Origin of the sequence: Embleya sp. NBC_00888 (assembly GCF_045207655.1) — a bacterium.
In the GTDB taxonomy this organism is placed as follows: Bacteria; Actinomycetota; Actinomycetes; order Streptomycetales; family Streptomycetaceae; genus Embleya.
In genome coordinates, this window is sequence record NZ_CP108784.1 from 7,221,145 (window position 1) to 7,238,722 (window position 17,578).

Here is a 17,578-nt window from a genome sequence, read left to right on the forward strand (position 1 = left end):
CGAGGCCGGCCGTTCGTGTGCCTTGCGCCAAGGGTGGGGTTCGGTGCCGGATGTGGCAGGCTCGTGGGTCTACGCTCCGCGAATCGAAAGCAGGACCATGTCCGGCACCAACCACATCGCCCAGGCCGATCAAGCAGTGCGCGAGGGGCGGATGGACGCCGCCGTCAAGCTGTACCTGGAAGCCGCCGACGCCGGTGTACCCGAAGCCCGTCGCAAGGCCGGCGAGCTGATGTTCGCGGGCGGCGACGAAACCGCCGAGGCGATTCTGCGCGAGGCGCTGGCGGAGGGCGACGCCGAGGCGGTGGACGCGCTCAGCGAGTTGTTGGAGGTCACCGGCCGACCGGACGCCGCCGTCGACCTGCTGACCGAGCGGCACCGGCTGGGCGAGTCGCGGTGGGCACTGCCGATCGCCAACCTGCTGGCCGACGCGCTGGACGAGCCGGAGGCGGCCGAGCGCTGGTACGTCAGCGCGCTCGAAGCCGGCGACCCCGACGCTCCCAACGACTTCGCCGCCTTCCTCCAGGACTTCGACCGCGCCGCCGAGGCGGAGGCGCTGCTGCGCCCGGCGGCGGAGGGCGGCGACGAGTTCGCGATGGCCAACCTCGGCCGGCTGCTGCTCAACGGCGACGCGGTCGACGACGGCATCGCGTGGCTGACCCGCGCGGTCGAGGCCGGCCAGGAGGACGCGCTGGTCGACCTCGGCGACGCCGAGCTGGACGCGGGCCGGATCGAGGCCGCGCGCGAGCACATCCGGCGCGCGCTCGACGCGGGCATCGAGGGTTCGCGCCTGCTGTACGCGCACCTGCTCGACCGCGAGGGCGCGGACACCGGCGAGGTCGAGGCGGCCTACCGTGCCGCGGTCGAGGCGGGCGACGTGGAGGTCGAGGAATGAGGCGCGCGGCGCTCGCGGTGACGGTGGCCGCGTTGATCGGGGTCGGCGCGTGCGGCCCCGGCGACGACAAGGACGCCAAGGCCGAGCCGTCCGCGACGCCGTCGACCACACACCCGGCCCGACCCGGCGAGATCCGCGACCAGAAGGCACACGTCTCGTACGTGTTGCCACAGGGCTGGTACGCCAAGCCGCCGGACACGGTGGTCGGCCTGTACTCCTCCGTCGCCTCCACGGTCGACCCCAAGACCGTGAACCCCACGGCCAAGCCGACGGCCGACCCGAACAACCCGCTCGGGACGTTCATGGTCGGCGTGGTGGACACCAAGGTGTTCGTGGCCAAGTCGCGCTCGATGCCGGAGATGGCCGAGACCGTGGGCCGGGCCCAGCTCGAACTGATCTACCCGGGCAAGGCCCAGGACACGGTCCGCTCCAGCGAGGCGGCCCGACTCGACGGCCGCAACGCGTGGCTGATGGACATTGAGTGCACTCCCGAGGACAAGAACGTGGCACCGTTCCGGCTGCGGGTCACCGTGATCGACACCGGCACGGTACCGATCTACATGCTGTCCTCGGCACCGAGCAGCGCCGGCGAACGCTTCCGCGAGATCGAGTCGATCGAGCGCTCGGTGCGGTTCTGACGGAGGGCGGAGGGCGGGCGACGGGCGATGGGCGACGGGGCGCGAAAACGCGCGCCCCTGCGCGCCGTTCGGATCGCGTATCGCGCGCCGTTCCGCGCCCGTTCACTCCCCTCGGCGCGCCCGACACGCCGCGGGAATTCGCCGCCGTACGCTCGCCCCCGCTCCCGTCGCGCCGCCGATAGGATGGGTGTGACCTGCGGATTCGGTGAACTGCCGGGCTCGGATGGCTGGTTGGCGTCATACGCGCGGGTTGTCCGGCGCGACTCGCGGGTTTCTTTGCCAAGCGATCCGCCCGGAAGGCGCTCGGATTCGGTAACTTCCAAGTGGTCCACCGATCTTGCCGCGGTTTCTACCAGATCGCGGGCGATCGGCGACCGATAATCGCAGTTCGGGCCCGTTTCCAGGGTGTATTCGATCACGGTGCTCTCAGGAGCCCGACCGACTGGAGGGGGAGACGTGGCCACCACCGTGTCCAGAACGCGCTCGACTGTACGGCTCGTGTCGAAACCACAAACCGTCTCCGCCGCCCGCGCGCATGTGCGGCGCTTCTGCGAGCGGGTCGGGTTCGAGTCCGACGACCCGGTCCGCGTCACCTCCGAACTGGCCTCGAACGCTGTCGAGCACGCCGGGGACTACGGCGACTACGAGGTGTCCGCGTCGTTGCACGGCCGAGTCCTGTGGGTGGAGGTACTCGACTGTCTGCCGTGTTCGCTGCCGTCCCCCGTCGAGGTACTGGAGGACGCCGAGGCCGGCCGCGGCCTGCTCGTGGTCGCCGCGCTCACCCACCGCTTCAAGGTGGAGCTGCGCACGAGCGGACGCAAGGCGGTGTGTGCCGGGTTCGAGGGCGACTGAGCCCGCCCGATACGGTCGGACCCGTACCGGCGCGCAGGCGTACGGCGGTCGGGCGGTCATGCGGTCGGGGGACAGCGCGCGTACGACGCCCTCCGCACACGCGCCCGTGGACCGACGTGTCGTGACGGAGGAGGAGCGGGCTCGGATGGTGTTCGGCAGGCGCAGGGCGCGCACCGAGACGGAACCGGAGACGGGGCCGACGGAAAATGCGCCGGCGACCTCGCCGGCGTCGGAATCGGCGGAGATTCCGGAGTCGGGGCCGGGACCGGGACACGGGTTGCAGTCGGGGCCGGGGCCGGAGTCGAGGCCGGAATCCGCCGAGTCCGGGTCGAACGCGTCGGTCACGCCGGCGGACGAGGCGGACGCCGCCTCGACCTCCGAGGACCCGACCGACTGGCAGCGCGTCACCGCGTTCAGGTACGGCCCGCTCGGCTCGGCGAAGTCCCCTTCCGCCACCCGCACAGCCGGTTCGACCGTCGGCATCCGGATCCTCCGGGGCGGCGGTTCGGACGCCTTCTACACCCCCTGCGCGTTCGCCGGTGACGACCGCCGCTCGCTGTACCTGTCGGACGGCAGCCTGCTCTGCACGGTGGACGCCGCCGAGACGATCGACGACGTACGCCACGATCGGGTCCGGGCCGCCGACGGGGAACTCGTCGGCACCATCCGCCGGATCCCGCCCGCTCGTCGCCTGCTCAAGCACACGTGGCGGATCGACCAACCCGGCCGACCCGAGATCGTCGGCCGCAACCTCTTCGCCACGACCGATCCGCGCAGGCTGGCGGCGCACACGGCGGACACCGCGCTCAGCCTCACCTTCGACACCCTGCTCTCCGGCCCCGACGGCTCCATCGGCCCGGTCCGCCCACGCGTCCTCGCCTGGAAGGCCGCGGGCGACCTGGTCATGACAACGGACGGCCGGCACCAGCCGGTCCGCGTCCTGGCCCCTTGGATCGACCGCCGACTGGCCTTCACCTTCGCCATGCTCGGCGACGAGTGAGCAACGGGCCGGCCGGGCGTGCGGTGAACGCGTGCGGGTGAGTGGCGAGTGGGTGAGTGGGTCACCGGGGCGAGTGGTGAGGCACCGGGACGAGTGGGCGATCGCGCGACGTGCGCTCCTCGTGCGGGAGACGGGATGACGCGAGACGCCCGGGCCCGTCGTGCGTAGTGGTACGCGCGACGGGCCCGGGCGAGTGGGCCGGAGCGGCCGGGCCGGAGCGGGTGGAAGGCAGATGAGGCCGAGCCGGGCAGGGGTGGCGTGGGGCTACTTCGTGGATCCTGCCGTCGGCTCCAACGCGCCGAAGACGACCAGGCCCAGGACGACCAGGCCCAGCAGCACGCGGTAGGCGACGAAGACCGTGAAGCTGTGCGTGCTGATGTACTTCAGGAACCACGCGATCGCCGCGTAGCCGACCACGAAGGCGACCACCGTGGCCAGGATCGTCGGCCCCCACGCCGGCGCCGGCCCCTCGCCGATCTTGAACAACTCCAGCCCACCGGAGGCCAGCACCGCCGGGATGGCCAGCAGGAACGAGTACCGCGCCGCGACCTCGCGCCGGTATCCCATCAGCAGACCCGCCGTGACCGTACCGCCCGAGCGCGAGACGCCGGGAATCAGCGCGAGCGACTGTGCGAAGCCGTAGATCAACGACTCCTTGCCGTTGAGCTTGTCCATCCCTCGGTTGTTCAACGCCATCCGGTCCGCGAACAGCAGGATCAGACCGAACACGATCAGCGTCGTGCCGATCAGCCGCAGGTCGCGGAACGTGGTCTCGATGGTGTCCTGGAACACCAGGCCCAGAACCCCGATCGGCAACGTGCCGACGATGATGTACCAGCCCATGCGCGCGTCGAGTTCGCCGCGCAGGGACGGGGTGTACAGCGATTTCACCCAGGTCCCGACGATGTTGCCGATGTCCTTGCGGAAGTAGATCAGGACGGCGGTCTCCGTCCCGATCTGGGTCACGGCGGTGAACGCCGAGCCCGGGTCCTCCCAGCCGGCGAACGCCGACACGATGCGCAGGTGCGCACTGGAGGAGATCGGCAGGAACTCGGTGAGCCCCTGGACCAAGCCGAGTACAACGGCCTCGAACCAACCGATCACCGGACGACTCCGAGGGACGTAAGAGGGATGCGGATCATGCCGGCAACGGTAGCGGCGGCCCACGGTGCGTCAGGTGGACACCACATGGCCGAAATTGGACGGAACGGTAACGGCCGCGCCGCCGGTACGCATCGGCGGGCGAATCGACCGAGGTGGCGTGGGGTGCGGGTGGTGGGCGATCGGAGCGTCGGGGTCGATTGAGGGTGGTCGCGGGTGGTCGCGGTCGGTCGGTGGCGCGGTCGGGGGCGAATCGGGGGCGTCGTCCCGGATGGCTTCGGTCGGTGTGTGGGGCGTTTGAGAGGGTGGGTCGATGCAGCATCTCGATTTCGGCGGCCGGGCCCCACGCTCGTCGCCCTGCACGGCTCGTTCGGCCGTGGCGCGATCTTCACCCGCATCGCCGCCGAACTCGCGGGCGCGGCCCGAGTCGTCGCACCGGACCAGCGTGGCCACGGCCGACACCCGCACCTCGGTCCGTTCCGGCACGAGGACTTCATCGCGGACGCGGCCGACTTCATCCGTGACCTCGGCGCCGGCCCGGTCGTCCTGTTCGGCCACTCGCTCGGCGGCATCACCGCGTACCGGCTCGCCGCCCGTCACCCGGACCTGGTCCGCGCGCTGATCGTCGAGGACGTCGGCCCCGTGATGCGCCGGCCCGAGATCGAGCAGCCGATCCTGGACGTCCGAGGTTGGCCGCGCGCGGCGCCGACGCGCGCCGAGCTGTCCGAGGCGATCAGGGCCCGGGGCGTACCGGACGCGGGCTACTTCATGCAGAGCGCGGAGCGGGACGGCGACGGGTACCGGCTGCTGTTCGACTGGGAGCAGATGATGGCCGTACAGGAGGGCGCCATCGGCGACTGGTGGTCCGACTGGCTGGGCTCGTCCGTCCCGGCCCTGGTGCTGCGCGGCGGCCACAGCACGCTGCTCCCGGCCGGCCTCGCGCGCGACATGGTCGCCCGGCGGCCGGGCGCGCGACTGGTCGAGTTCCCCGACTCGGGGCACTGGATCCACGACGACGAGCCGGTGGCGGTGGCTCGGGCGGTGGCGGCGTTCCTGGCGGAGCAGGGGTAGGGGGCGTCGGGCCCCGCCTGGCGGGGGCCCGCCAGGCGGGGGAGAGAGGACACGCCGCTTGGCGGGGGAGTGAAGGCCCGCCCCTGGGCCCGCCCGGTGTGTGGGTGGGTGTTGTTGCGGCGGTGCGGGTGGATATGTGGTTGCCCGGGTCGAGTGGGGTCGAAATCCTGATGGGCATGAGCGACGAGAGCGTGGGCGAGTCGGTCGGTACGACGGCGGCGGCCGAGGGGGCGGGGGGAGTGGGCCGGGTGGGCCGGGCCGGCGTTGCGGGTCGGGCCGGTGGTGGGAGCGGGGCCGGCGGTGGGCGTGGGGCAGGCCGGGAGGCCGGGTTGCCGGACGCGGACCGGGTGGGCGCGGCGATCCCGAGCGTTCCTCTCCCTCCCGTCGCCGCCGGCGTCCGCATGTCGTGGGAGGCCGCGCCGGCCGCGCTGCGTGCCGCCGTCGAGGCCCGGCTCGGCGCACCGGTCACCCGCGCCGTCACCCAGCTCGGCGGATTCTCGCCGGGCGTCGCCGCCCGCATCGAACTCGCGGACGGGCGGCGGGCGTTCGTCAAGGCCGTCGGCATCGAGGCGAACCCGGACTCGCCCGATCTGCACCGCATCGAGGCCCGCGTCACCGCCGCGCTCCCGGCCGCCGCCCCCGTACCGAACCTGCTCGCCCTGATCGACCTCGACGACTGGGTCGCGCTGGTGTTCGAGGACATCGACGGCCACACGCCGGTCCAGCCGTGGCGCATCGAGGACCTCGCACGGGTCCTGACCGCCTACTCCGAGTTCACCGCCGGCATGGACCCGTCCCCGATCGAGGTGCCCACGATCGCGGAGGCGTTCGCCACGACGTTCGGCGCCTGGCGGCGGGGTTTCGATCCGGAACCGTTCGGGCCGTGGACCCACGCCAACGTCGACCGGCTCGCCACCCGAGCGGCCGACTGGAAGAGCGCCGCCGAGGGCACCGCGCTTGTACACTGCGACCTGCGCGCGGACAACATCCTGCTCACCCCGGACCGGGTCGTGTTCGTCGACTGGCCGTGGGCCGTGATCGGCGCCGCGTGGTTCGACGTGGTCGTGATGGCACCGAGTGTGATCATGCACAACGGCGATCCGGCCATCGATCTGATCGAGGCGCACCTGGCGGCGCGGCGGGTGGATCCGGACCGCATCACCACCGTGCCGGCCGCCGCCGCGGGATTCTTCGCCGAGAGCAGTCTGCGCCCGGCTCCGCCCGGATTGCCGACGTTGCGGCCGTTCCAGCGGGCGCAGGCGCACGGCGCACTGACGTGGCTGCGGCGACGTATGGGGTGAGCGGTGTCGGATGGCTGATGTTGGGTAGTCGTCGAGGACGGTCGGTCGGACGGGAGGGGCGTGCATGAGCGTCGACTACGCGGATGGGGTGCTCCGAGTGGAGCGAACCTCACCACCGCTCGGCGTGCGCCTGTTCGGCGAGGTCGACCTCGACAACTGCGCGCACGTACGCTCGGCTCTGGTCACGCAGAGCGCGGGCGGTACCGGCGACCTCTACGTGGACGTGTCGTCGCTACGCTTCATCGACGTCGCCGGCATCCGTACGTTGGTCGAGACCGCCCTGCGGATTCAGCCGGGGAGGCGCCTGGTCCTGCATCGCGCCTCCGAGGAACTGTGCGTGCTCGTCCGGCTCGCCGGATGGGACCGGGTCCCCGGCCTGGTATTGGAGAAGGTGACGACCCGATGACGACGGCCACGATGTTCCGGCACGACGCCTTGCTCTACGCGGGCATCGACGAGTTCGTCGAGCGTACCGCCGGCTTCGTCCGGGCCGGCCTGGCCGACGACGAGGCGGTCGGCGTCGCGGTGATCGAACCGCGGGCCGGCGCGCTGCGCGACGAACTCGGCGCCGACGCCGACCGGGTGGCCTGGATCGACATGGAGCGGGTGGGCCGCAACCCGGCCCGGATCATCCCGGTCTGGCAGGACTGGGCCGAACACCACGGCGCACGCGTGTTCCGCGGCATCGGCGAGCCGATCTGGGCGGGCCGCAGCGCCCAGGAGATCGTCGAGTGCCGACACCACGAGGCCCTGCTCAACCTCGCGTTCGACGGCGTGGCATGGCAACTGCTGTGTCCGTACGACGTGTCCGCGCTGGACGCGGAAGTGATCGACGGGGTGGGGCACTCGCACCCGCGCGTGTTGACCGCCGCGGCCGAGCGCGACGGGATGAGCCTCGCCACTGAGGACTACGCCGCGACCCTGCTCGGCCCCGCCCTGCCGGACGCACCCGCGCACGCCGACCGACTGGCGTTCCGCTCCGGCGAACTGGCCGGCGTCCGAGCCCTGGTCCGCCGCACCCTGGCCGACGCGCCGCGCGCACACGTGAACCACGCGATCCTGGCCGTGAGCGAGATCGCGGGCAACAGCATCGTGCACGGCGGCGGCCACGGCACGCTCGCCGTCTGGCTCGAGGACGCCTCCTTCGTCTGCGAGATCCACGACACCGGCCACATCACCGACCCCCTCGCCGGCCGCCACCGCCCCACCCCCGACCAAGACGGCGGCCGAGGCCTGTGGATGGCCAACCAGATCTGCGACTTGGTACAAATCCGCTCGACGGAAAGCGCGGGGACGACGGTGCGGGTGCGCCTGGCACGGTAGGGGGCGGGGTGGGGCGGCCCTGGCCGGGGTGGGGCAGGCGGGGCGAGTGGGCTGGGTGGGGTGGGCGGGGCGAGTGGGGTGGGGCGGCTGCGAGGTCGGGGCCGGCTTCGTGTCGACTTTTCGCCGGCTGACATTGCCTGGCATCTGATCAGTTCTGCGACTTGGTGTCATCCGCTCGACGGAGAGGGCGGGCGACGACGGTGCGGTTGCGACTGGCACGGTAGGGGCGCGGCGGTTCGGGGTGGTGGGGCGAGGGGCCGGCCCCCTGTCGATCTTTTGCCGGCCGCCATTGCCCGAGGCCCGACCAGATCTGTGACCTGGTCGGCACATCCCCTCGGCGAGGATGACAGGGGGGTGGGGCCGGCTCTGGCGATCCCGAACTTCCTGTGCCGGGCGGCGTTCGTTGCTCGGGATCACGTCGACGTGGCGTCAGTGCCGCAGCCGGCCGCCGGGCTCGTTCGGACCGCTCCTCTTGGCGGGTGTACCCCTTGGAATGTGTGAGCAGTTCCTCCGTGACGAGTACCGCCGGAACGTCGCCGGCAGCCCGGACAACAGGACCGCCTCCCCGCGCCGCCCTCCAGACCGCCAGGTCGTACCTCGATGCCACGCCGGCGGTCGATCACCCGGGTCAAACGTGATCCCGGGCCGGGCCGGGCCGACGCCGTCGGGACCACCATCCCGGCTTCGTCGCACGAGAAGGGAACCCGGCGGCCGGCATCGACCCCAGAGCGCCCCGCGCGCCCGGTGGCCCGTCGTCACCAAGTCGGCACCGATCGCCGCCGGGCCGTTGGCCTTCGGTGGTGTGGTGGTTGTGCCATGGCGAAGCTGCGGGCAACCGGCAACGTCCCCCTTGCCGGACAGCCGAAGCGCCGTCGTGAGGCGGGCCGCCGGTGCGTGACGTGACGGTGTGGGGTCCCGGGGGCGGGGCGGGGCGGGGGCAGGGCAAGGACGTGGGTCGAGAGTCAGGCGGAGATTCCCGCACCGCGCTGTGTATGGGCCTTGCTGCGTTGGGCGGCCAGGCCGGTGAGGCGGGCGACGGCGACGCCGATCGCGCCCGGGAGAAGCCCGGCGGCGATGAACGCCACGATCCCGGTCCCCCACCACGCGATCTCGAACAGGATGCGCGGAAGGCCCGTCAACGCGTCCGCATTGTTGGCGGCCGCGAACCGCCCCCACAGAAGCATCATCACTGAGGGAGCCGCCAACCCGACCAGAACCCGGACCGGCCAGCCGGCACCAAGGGTGAATCCCCAGAAGGCAGTGGCCCCCACGACAGCCAGTTCGGCCAAGAACAGCGCCACCATGGCGGTCCAGTAGAGCACGATCACGCGAGCCTCCCCGTCGAAAACGAGAGCACCGCTCTCGTCTGAGAGCATCATTCTGCGTTCACTGCTCCAAGTCAAGAGCACTGCTCTCGTTTGCGTTCACTGCTCTCGCCCGGTGCCCGCCTGAATGAATCGCCCATCACAACGCGCCGAGCCCCCGCGGCGCCGAGATCAGTTGGCGCGAGATCCCCACCCGTCCGATCCACCCCCGGCTGCCCCGGCTGCATCGGCCGCACTGGTCTGACTCCACCTCACCCGTCGGGCCCACCGCGCAGGCCGCACCCGCCCGATTCGCCTCACCCGTCGGCCGGCCTTGCCCGTTTGACCCGCCTCACCTGTCCGACCCGTCCGACCCATGCGATCAGTCGTATCCATCCGACCCGTCCGATCTACCGCACGGCCGTACGCGTCCGGCCTGCTTCGCCGGTCCGACCGGTCGGGTCCAGCCCGCCGGCCGGACCCGCTTGAACCGCCCGATGCGCTTCACGGGTCGTACGCGTCCGGCCTGCTTCGCCGGTCCGACCGGTCAGGTCCAGCCCGCCGGCGCGCCCACCGGACCGTCCGATGCGCCTCGCCGGCCGTTACACGTCCGACTCGCCTTATCGTCCGATCCGCCCGGCGCGCGCTTAACCCTTTGCTCGGCCAAACCTCACCGGGTTGGGGTGCGTCTCATCCCCGTCGGGTCGCCACACCGCACCTGGCACCCCGCGCCGTCCCATATCCGGCTCGCGCCAAGTGGGTGGGGCGGTGGGTTGTGTGCGGTGGGTGCGAGGTGCCCGGGGTGTGGCGTGTGCCGTCTGCGCTCCATTGCCGGTTGCGTTCGGTCTGGATGTGCCGTGGCGTGGTTGCGGTGTCCAATTTCGAGAGCAGTGCTCTTGTTTGGGGCGGTGCTCACGGATGAGAGCAGTGAGCACTTGAGCGTGACTGGCCGCCGCCGCTCGCCTGGGTCCGTACCTCTCCTTCCCCCTGAATCCCTGGCGTCGCATCGAAGCTGCCCCGGCCCCGCCCGATCTGCTCCGCGTGCCCGGCTTGGTTCTGTCTCGCTCGTCTTGGCCTCCCTGGCGCCTGGGCTCGCCCACTTCCAAGCGCGGCTCGGGCAATGGGGCCGAGGCGGTGCGGCTCGCCTCGGCCTGCCCGTTCGGCTTGTCGAGTCGGCCTTTGGCAATGCCGGCCCGATGGCCAACTCTGCTGCCCAAGGCGGAGGTGTGCGATGGAGAGTGGCCGGTTCGCGGGGTGAGCGGTTGGCTTGTCGGTGCAGCTTTGGGTCCGGAGGGGCGCTCCGAAGCGAGATCGGTGCTCTCGTATGCGGCCGGTGCTCTCATTGGTGATCGGTTTTTCGCTCGCCGGCCGGGCGAAGTCGGGCTGGGCTTGCTGCTGAGCGTGCGTGCGTGCGGATCTTGCTTGGGTGGATTTGGGGTGCGGCTGGTGGTGCCGATTCGGTCGCGTGCTCCGAAAGGAGATCGGTGCTCTTGATTGTGAGCGGTGATCGCGATGGTGGGCGGTGTTCGGGAGGCTTGGGGAGGGTGCCGGCCGGTTCGAGGGATGGGGGTTCTGGGGTGGGTGGGTGGGTGGTTGCCGGCTTGAGGTGAGAGAGCGGTGCTCTCGTTTGTGGGCGGTGGTCTTGATGTGGAGCGGTGGTCTTGGAGGGCCGCGAGGCGTGGGTGGTCGTGGGGGCGTTTGGTCGGAGGGTGTGGTGGCTTGGGCGGGCCTCGGAAGGCTTGTGCCGATGGCGGAATCCGCCAGTGGCGGAATCCGATCTTGAGGGGCCGATCGGTGTGCTGATCTTGAGGGAAGCCGTATGAGCGGCGGATTGGGGCCGACGGGGAGGTTCTCAGGTGAAGGTGGTCTACGTACACGGCGCATGCGTCGTGGATGGTGAGTGGTGGTGGCATCGCATGGTGGAGCCGCTTGCGGCGCATTGGCTGGATACGCAGGCGGTCGAACTGACCAGTGCCGGCAGGGATGTGGCCGGGTTGGGAGATCTGCACGACGACGTCGCGGCGACGCGGGCTGTGCTCGAGGGGAGCGATGAGCCGACCATTGTGGTTGCCCACTCGTACGGCGGCATGGTCGTGACCGAGGCTGCGGCCGGTCTGGGCTCGGTGCGGCACCTTGTGTACGTGACCTCGGTGATGCCCGAACCGGGCGAGACCCTGGCGCGCTTCGCCGGGTCGGAGCCGGCGCCTTGGATGGAGGTCGGGAGCGACGGCACGATCTCCGCGCGGCCCGAGACCGCCGCCGAAGTCTTCCTTCAGGGCTGCGACGACGAGGTGATCGTTGCCGAGGCGCTGCGTCGGCTCGTGCCGCAGTCGTTGGCCGCATTCGGCCAGAGTCCGAGCGTGGCCGCGTGGAAGGACGTGCCCTCCACGTACGTGGTCTGTACGGAGGATCGTGGTTCGTCGGCTGCCTGGCAGCGGGAGCGGGCTGCCCGGGCCGACCAGGTGATCGAGATCCCAACGGACCATCACCCGTTCTTGAGCCGCCCCACGTTGTTCGCGGACTTGCTGGCCAGACTGGTTCCCGCCGCCCGCCGCCCGCCGCCCGCCGCGCACGGGGCTCGGCCATGATCGCCTCGAATAACAGGCCTTGGCGACATTCGTCAGAGGCTTGACACTCGACCCGTGGGTCGCCGGCTCCGGGCTGCCGAAAGCCGTAGCGGGCGAGGACGGGCTTTGGGGTGAACTGGCCGCGTTGGTGGTGGGATTGCGGTGTTGGCCGGCCGGCGCCTGTCCTTTGCCATCCGACTTGGTCGTAGACGCGTCACCTGACCTGGGCCGGACCAGGGCCTGTCCGGCGGATCATGCCGGGCGGTTCACCAGCACTGAATCGTTGTAGCGATCCGCCGGACATGGGGCCGGCCGGCGCAGGTTGGGCCCGCCGTTAATACCTCGACATCGGTCGCGGTGATCGGGGACGCTTCGGGCGATGACCAGAATCGACGACACGCCGCCCGCGTGGGACGAGCGCACGCAGCTCACCACATTTCTCGACTACACACGTGCCACCGCCCGCGCCAAGTGCGATGGGGTCTCCGCGGAGAACGCTCGCAAGGCGCTCCTGCCGGGCTCACCGCTGATGACCGTGAGCGGATTGATCAACCACCTCCGCTGGGTCGAGTACCACTGGTTCCGGGTGGTCTTCCTCGGCGAGGAGGACCGGGGCCCCTGGACCGATGAGGACCCCGACCGCGAGATGCGTATCGCCGTCGACTTCCCGCTCGCGCAGTTGCTCGACGAATACGCCGAACAGAGCGCCCGCCACCGCGAACTGGTCGCCGGGAACAGCCTGGACACGCAGGCCAGGGGAGCCGTCCGCGACGGTCTCCATGTCGACCTGCGCTGGATCCTCCTCCACCTCACCGAGGAGACGGCCCGCCACAACGGCCACCTGGACATCCTGCGCGAGATGCTCGACGGCACGACCGGCGACTAGATACGGCGGAGATCATGGGCGGAGCCGGAGCCGGAGCCGGAGCCGGATCGAGGCGACGGTGACGGTGCCGTGGAAGACGTAGCCGCGCTTGTCGAACCTCGTGGCCACGGCCCGGGGGTTCTTCAACGCGTTGATGGTTCGCTCGACTTCGTTCCTTCGTTTGTGGATCGCCTTGTCGAAGCCGGTGGGTCGGCTGCCCCTGGTGCCTCTTCGTCGGCGGTCGGCCCGCTGGTTCTCCGGTTCGGGGATGGTGTGTTTGATCGGGCGTCGTCGCAGGTAGCGGCGGTTGCGGCGGGAGGGGTACGACGCTTGTCCGCGTGGGATGTCTTGTCGCCGCCGAGGTGGTCGGGCCGGGTGCGTGGGTGTCCGCCGCTGAGGCGGGCGATACGGATGCGTTCCATGACCGGGACGAGCTGCGGAGAGTCGCCTCACCGGCCCGGAGTGACAAGCAGGGCCAGGGGGCGGCGTCCGCCCTCACCGGCGAGGTGGATCTTGCAGGTGAGGCCGCCCCGGGAGCGTCCGAGTCCCTCGTCGGGGCGGTGCTGCCGGGGCGTGCGTCCTTATCCCGGCACTCGTGGCGGTTTCCTACGAGCGCCGGCGGCGTGCTGATGGGTTCGGCAGGAGGTCGAGTCGACGCTCACCATCGACCAGTCGATCCGGCCTTCCGCGTCGGCGTCGGCCGGGACGGCCGCGAAGATCCTGTCCCGGGTGCCATCCGCCGGCCAGCGTCCGTGCCGTTCGTACACAGATTCCGTTGACGACCCTGCGGTGGCCGGCCCACCGGCTGCCGCACTGCCCCGACTTCGGCAGATGCGGCTTCAGCCGGGCCCACTCCTCATGCGTCGAGTCTCCCCGCCCCATGCTCATACCGACGACCCGAAGCCACGACGGTCACATGATCCGCCGGACAGGCCCTAGAAGACTCATGAAGATGTTGCGTTCTGGCCCCGCCGCGTCAGCGGCGGGACCAGACTCGTTTTCATGGTGCAGGGGGAATGGTCGGGTGAGTTGATCGGGCCGGACGTGTGGGCGACGTGTCGGGAGCTGATCCCGGCGGGGAGTGTGTTCGCGTTCCTGGCCGAGCATCGCGAGGCGTTGTTTCCGGCGGTGATGTTCGCGGACATGTATCCGTCGGCGAACGGGCGTCCGTCGATGCCGCCGCAGGTCCTGGCGGCGGCGATCACGTTGCAGGCCCTGAACGGGCTCTCGGACTTCGACACCGTGCAGGAACTGCGGTGCGACCTGCGGTGGAAGGCCGCCTGCGGGCTCGGCCTGCACGACATCGCGTTCGACCCGTCGCTGTTGGCGTACTTCCGTCGCCGCCTGGCCCGGTCGGCGCGTCCGGACCGGGTCTTCGACGCGGTCCGCGAGGTCGTGCGGGCCACCGGCGTGTTGAAGGGCAGGCAGCGTCGGGCGGTCGACTCCACCGTCCTGGACGACGCGGTCGCCACCCAGGACACCGTCACCCAACTCGTCTCCGGAGTGCGCGCGGTGATCCGTGAGGTCCCCGACGCCGCGGCCGTCGCGACCGAACACTGCCGCGCCCACGACTACACCGACCCGGGGAAACCCAGGATCGCCTGGAACGACCCGGCCGCCCGAGCCGATCTGGTGGACGCCCTGGTCCGCGACGCGTTCCTGCTGCTGGGGAACCTGCCCGACCGCGAGCACGGCGAACGCGCGGCGAACGCGATCGGCCTGCTCGCGCTCGTGGCGGGGCAGGACGTGGAGCCCGCCGACGGCTCCGACGGCCGCGACGGCAGGTGGCGGATCACCCGGGGCACCGCCCCCGACCGCGTCGTCTCGGTCGTCGACCCGCAGTCCCGACACATCCACAAGACCCGCAGCCGCCACCAGGACGGTTACAAGGCCCACCTGGTCGTGGAACCCGAGACGCTCCTGTTCACCGCGGTGGCACTCACCCCGGGTTCGGGCGCCGAACACCACGAGGCGAACGTCGTCCTCGACCTTCTCGCCGACGAGCCGGACCCGGTCGACCTCCTGGGCGACACCGCCTACTCCACCGGCGACGCCCGCGCGGTCCTGGAGGCCGCCGGGCACCGGTTGTTCCTCAAACCCGCCCCGTTGCGCAGCGCGGTGCCCGGCGGGTTCACCCTCGACGACTTCGCCGTCGACACCACCGCCCACACCGCGACCTGCCCGGCCGGCCACACCGCCGCCCTGGCAGCCCCCGCCGGACAACACCGCCAACGCAAGGCGTTCTTCGGCGACCACTGCACCGACTGCCCGCTCCGAGGCCGGTGCACCAAGGCCGAAGCCGGGCGGACCCTCACCATCCGTCCGCACCACGACCACCTCGCCGCCGCGCGTCGACAGGCCGCCACCGACCTCCATTGGCAGGCCGAGTACCGGCGTTGGCGCCCACCGGTGGAACGCGCGGTCGCCTGGATCGTCGCCCGCGGCAACCGCAGACTCCGCCACCGCGGCACCGCCCCCAACGATCGTTGGCTCCACGTCCGCGCCGCCGCGATCAACCTGCGGACCCTCATCCGCCTCGGCCTCACCCACGACGGCACCACCTGGCGCCTGCCCACCACCGCCTGAGCGGGGCACAGCACCCGAAACGCGACCCGTTCCGCCACTGACGCGACGGAACCGGTCCCAAGATTTTCATCGACCTTCTAGGCGGGACGGCAAGGTGTCCGAACGCGCTCCCGTGGCCGTTCAGTCCTCGCTGTGGAACCGAGGGCGGGTCCTGAGGGTGAGGTCGCTGCTGGTCGCGATTGCCAGGGTGAGACCGGCCGGGGAGAAACCGGCAGCGCGCAGTTCTGAGTACTCGGAGTGGAAGACATGCCACCAGGTGCCGCCCGCCGCTCCGTTGTTCGCTCCGCCGTCGGCGGAGAGGATGATGCGGTCGTGGGGCCAGTCGGGGCTGACGACATCCACCGTCCAACCGTCCTGGGTGGTGCTGTGTAGACCGCCGCCGAAGAGGCCGGCGATGCGGATCTCGGTGCCTGCGACGGGACCGAGTCCCGGGCAGGCGAGGTCCGGGTGTGCGTCGGGGTGTTGGTGGCGGGGTCGGGATCCCGGTCGCGTGCGATCTTTTCGCCGGTGACTGCGTCGAAGAGTCCGTGTCCGTCTTGGGATACGACCATGACGAGGTCGTGTCCGGTGTCCGGATGGACCGCGAAGCCGATGCCGAGCAGGCCGCGGATGGGGGTCCTGCGGTCCAGGACTGGCTGCCAGGGCACCGGCGGCGACATGACGGGGGCAGCAAGGTGGCGATCGCGTAGGTGCTGCTGCTGGTACTTCGTGATCAACCTGTCTCCTCGGCGCGGTTCACGTCGAGGATCTCTCGCACAGCGTGCCGAGTCGACTCGAATTCAGAGGCTGATCTCGGCCGACCTGCGTGTACTGGGTTCGCTGCCAAACGCCTCGATTGGCCGGCACAGCGACTGGCTTCACCGTTGAAGGACAGCGCCGATTCGTTGGTGTTGTGGGGTGGGGTGGCCTTCGGATGTGCTTCTTGGCATTGGTCCTGTGGCTTGGTGTGGTGGGGTCAGTCCAGTTCGGCCATACCTTCGGCTACTCGTCGGATGGTTGCGGCGTCGTCGGGGCGGCCGTTCTCCTCGTAGCGGTCCGCGAGCGCCTTCGCGGCTTCGATGAGGGTGTCGGGGTCGGCGAAGCCCAGTTTCGAGCCGGTTGTCAGGGCCTGGACGGTGACCTCGAGGAGGTCCACGAGTTCCGACGCGGGCAGGCCACCGGCCACGCCCGATGTGTAGGCCGCGTAGCCGAGCATGCCGAATCGGGCCTGCGCGAGACCGTTTTCGGGCTCGTCATCGCGTACTCGGCCCACCTCCGCCATGGCGCCGACCACGCAGCGGAAGGCCATGCCGTGGTTGCCGAAGGTGGTGAATGCCGAGGCGCAGTCGACGAAGGCGTCCGCGGTGGCGAACGGATCGGGCGTCGGAAAGTCTTCGGTGAGCAGGTCGTATGCGGTGTGGGCGCTGACCATCGCGGGACGCTCTTTGCCCGCGTCGGCTCGTTCCCGGGCCCGCCGGGCGATTGCCCGGCCACCGTTCCTGGGGCCGAGTTCGCTCGATCGTCGACGGAAGAGGGGCACGGAGGTTCTCCGGTCTTGTGCGGCGTTGTTTCGGGACGGGTCGGATCGGGGTGAGTCCGGGGCGGGGCGGTTGGGTCGGCTCCCAGCGGAGCCCACGCTCTTGGGACGCATCTACACCGCATCGCGTTCCGGAATCGGGGCCGAATCCGGCTGCCCGCAAGGCATGCCCATGGAGTTGACCCCGACCCCGTTCTCGGGCCCGGCTCGGCCCCGACTCTGGCCCCAACCCGGCTTCGACCCCAGCTCGGGCTCTGGCTCTCGGCCCCGACTGCGGCTCTGGCCCCCGGCCAAGACTCCGGCCCCGGCTCCGGCCCGGCCCCGGCCCCGGCCCCGGGCCCCGAGCCCGGCCACGACCCCGGTTCCGACCCGACCCCGGCTCGGGCTCCGATCTCGGCCTCCACTTCGGGCCCGACCCTGGCTCCGACTACGACTCCGGCCCGGCTCGGGCCTCGACCCCGCCCCTCGGCCCCAGCCTTCGGCCCGGCCCCAGCCCCCGGCTCTGGCGCCGATTTTGGTTCGGTGCGCGCTTTGGGTGGCTGGGGTGGGGCGGGGTGGCGGG

General features: G+C 71.0%; 14 protein-coding genes and 2 pseudogenes. 11 read left to right on the forward strand and 5 right to left on the reverse strand.

The window, feature by feature from the left end; translation table 11 throughout:
- Positions 1–97 precede the first annotated feature (97 nt).
- From OG948_RS30680 to OG948_RS30695, 4 genes are all read left to right on the forward strand, one after another.
- On the forward strand, positions 98–892 hold the full coding sequence (locus tag OG948_RS30680) for a hypothetical protein (protein ID WP_395865778.1): 795 nt from the start codon (positions 98–100) through the stop codon (positions 890–892).
- Positions 889–1,530 (forward strand): hypothetical protein, encoded by a 642-nt coding sequence (locus tag OG948_RS30685; RefSeq protein ID WP_406299557.1) that lies wholly within the window; start codon positions 889–891, stop codon positions 1,528–1,530. Before OG948_RS30680 ends, OG948_RS30685 begins: the two co-directional genes overlap by 4 nt.
- A gap of 498 nt (positions 1,531–2,028) precedes the next feature.
- Positions 2,029–2,382 carry an ATP-binding protein gene (locus OG948_RS30690; RefSeq protein WP_406299558.1) on the forward strand — a complete coding sequence of 118 codons (354 nt, stop codon included), beginning with the start codon at positions 2,029–2,031 and terminating at the stop codon, positions 2,380–2,382.
- 277 nt (positions 2,383–2,659) lie between these two features.
- A complete protein-coding gene (locus OG948_RS30695) occupies positions 2,660–3,382 on the forward strand; it encodes a hypothetical protein (protein WP_406299559.1) in 723 nt (240 codons plus the stop codon).
- 264 nt (positions 3,383–3,646) lie between these two features.
- Here the strand turns inward: OG948_RS30695 and OG948_RS30700 are convergent, their stop codons facing one another.
- Positions 3,647–4,483, reverse strand: coding sequence for an undecaprenyl-diphosphate phosphatase (locus tag OG948_RS30700; protein WP_406300370.1), 837 nt, complete (start codon positions 4,481–4,483; stop codon positions 3,647–3,649).
- Positions 4,484–4,771: 288 nt separating this feature from the next.
- Here OG948_RS30700 and OG948_RS30705 point away from each other — a divergent pair, with 288 nt between their 5' ends.
- The 4 genes from OG948_RS30705 to OG948_RS30720 all read left to right on the forward strand — a co-directional run bounded on the left by OG948_RS30705 (position 4,772) and on the right by OG948_RS30720 (position 8,178).
- Positions 4,772–5,554 (forward strand): alpha/beta fold hydrolase, encoded by a 783-nt coding sequence (locus OG948_RS30705; protein ID WP_406299560.1) that lies wholly within the window; start codon positions 4,772–4,774, stop codon positions 5,552–5,554.
- 176 nt (positions 5,555–5,730) lie between these two features.
- Positions 5,731–6,855, forward strand: a complete 1,125-nt coding sequence (locus OG948_RS30710) for a phosphotransferase (RefSeq protein ID WP_406299561.1) — start codon at positions 5,731–5,733, stop codon at positions 6,853–6,855.
- A gap of 64 nt (positions 6,856–6,919) precedes the next feature.
- Positions 6,920–7,261: an STAS domain-containing protein gene (locus OG948_RS30715; RefSeq protein ID WP_395865766.1), complete on the forward strand. Its 342-nt coding sequence runs from the start codon at positions 6,920–6,922 to the stop codon at positions 7,259–7,261.
- Complete coding sequence (locus OG948_RS30720) at positions 7,258–8,178, forward strand: anti-sigma factor RsbA family regulatory protein (protein WP_406299562.1); 921 nt, start codon at positions 7,258–7,260, stop codon at positions 8,176–8,178. The genes OG948_RS30715 and OG948_RS30720 overlap by 4 nt, the downstream gene beginning before the upstream one ends.
- A gap of 962 nt (positions 8,179–9,140) precedes the next feature.
- Here OG948_RS30720 and OG948_RS30725 read toward each other — a convergent pair.
- Positions 9,141–9,506, reverse strand: coding sequence for a YrdB family protein (locus OG948_RS30725; RefSeq protein ID WP_406299563.1), 366 nt, complete (start codon positions 9,504–9,506; stop codon positions 9,141–9,143).
- 1,832 nt (positions 9,507–11,338) lie between these two features.
- On the opposite strand from OG948_RS30725, the gene OG948_RS30730 reads away from it, so the two are divergent.
- Positions 11,339–12,070 (forward strand): alpha/beta hydrolase, encoded by a 732-nt coding sequence (locus OG948_RS30730; RefSeq protein ID WP_406299564.1) that lies wholly within the window; start codon positions 11,339–11,341, stop codon positions 12,068–12,070.
- A gap of 358 nt (positions 12,071–12,428) precedes the next feature.
- Positions 12,429–12,935, forward strand: coding sequence for a DinB family protein (locus OG948_RS30735; RefSeq protein ID WP_406299565.1), 507 nt, complete (start codon positions 12,429–12,431; stop codon positions 12,933–12,935).
- Between the two features lie 12 nt (positions 12,936–12,947).
- Here the strand turns inward: OG948_RS30735 and OG948_RS30740 are convergent.
- Positions 12,948–13,796, reverse strand: a pseudogene (locus tag OG948_RS30740) (IS5 family transposase).
- A gap of 123 nt (positions 13,797–13,919) precedes the next feature.
- On the opposite strand from OG948_RS30740, the gene OG948_RS30745 reads away from it, so the two are divergent.
- A complete protein-coding gene (locus OG948_RS30745) occupies positions 13,920–15,500 on the forward strand; it encodes an IS1182 family transposase (RefSeq protein WP_406300154.1) in 1,581 nt (526 codons plus the stop codon).
- A 120-nt stretch (positions 15,501–15,620) separates the two neighbouring features.
- Here OG948_RS30745 and OG948_RS30750 read toward each other — a convergent pair.
- Together OG948_RS30750 and OG948_RS30755 are read right to left on the reverse strand one after the other, a co-directional pair.
- Positions 15,621–16,216: pseudogene (locus OG948_RS30750) on the reverse strand (hypothetical protein).
- A gap of 239 nt (positions 16,217–16,455) precedes the next feature.
- Complete coding sequence (locus OG948_RS30755; protein ID WP_406299566.1) at positions 16,456–16,911, reverse strand: hypothetical protein; 456 nt, start codon at positions 16,909–16,911, stop codon at positions 16,456–16,458.
- Between the last annotated feature and the right edge of the window lie 667 nt (positions 16,912–17,578).

Bases quoted from the DNA above. Each gene is read 5' to 3' on its own strand.
- OG948_RS30680 (WP_395865778.1), top strand. From the start codon at position 98: ATGTCCGGCACCAACCACATCGCCCAGGCCGATCAAGCAGTGCGCGAG.
- OG948_RS30685 (WP_406299557.1), top strand. From the start codon at position 889: ATGAGGCGCGCGGCGCTCGCGGTGACGGTGGCCGCGTTGATCGGGGTC.
- OG948_RS30710 (WP_406299561.1), top strand. From the start codon at position 5,731: ATGAGCGACGAGAGCGTGGGCGAGTCGGTCGGTACGACGGCGGCGGCC.
- OG948_RS30715 (WP_395865766.1), top strand. From the start codon at position 6,920: ATGAGCGTCGACTACGCGGATGGGGTGCTCCGAGTGGAGCGAACCTCA.
- OG948_RS30720 (WP_406299562.1), top strand. From the start codon at position 7,258: ATGACGACGGCCACGATGTTCCGGCACGACGCCTTGCTCTACGCGGGC.
- OG948_RS30735 (WP_406299565.1), top strand. From the start codon at position 12,429: ATGACCAGAATCGACGACACGCCGCCCGCGTGGGACGAGCGCACGCAG.
- OG948_RS30755 (WP_406299566.1), bottom strand. From the start codon at position 16,911: ATGGTCAGCGCCCACACCGCATACGACCTGCTCACCGAAGACTTTCCG.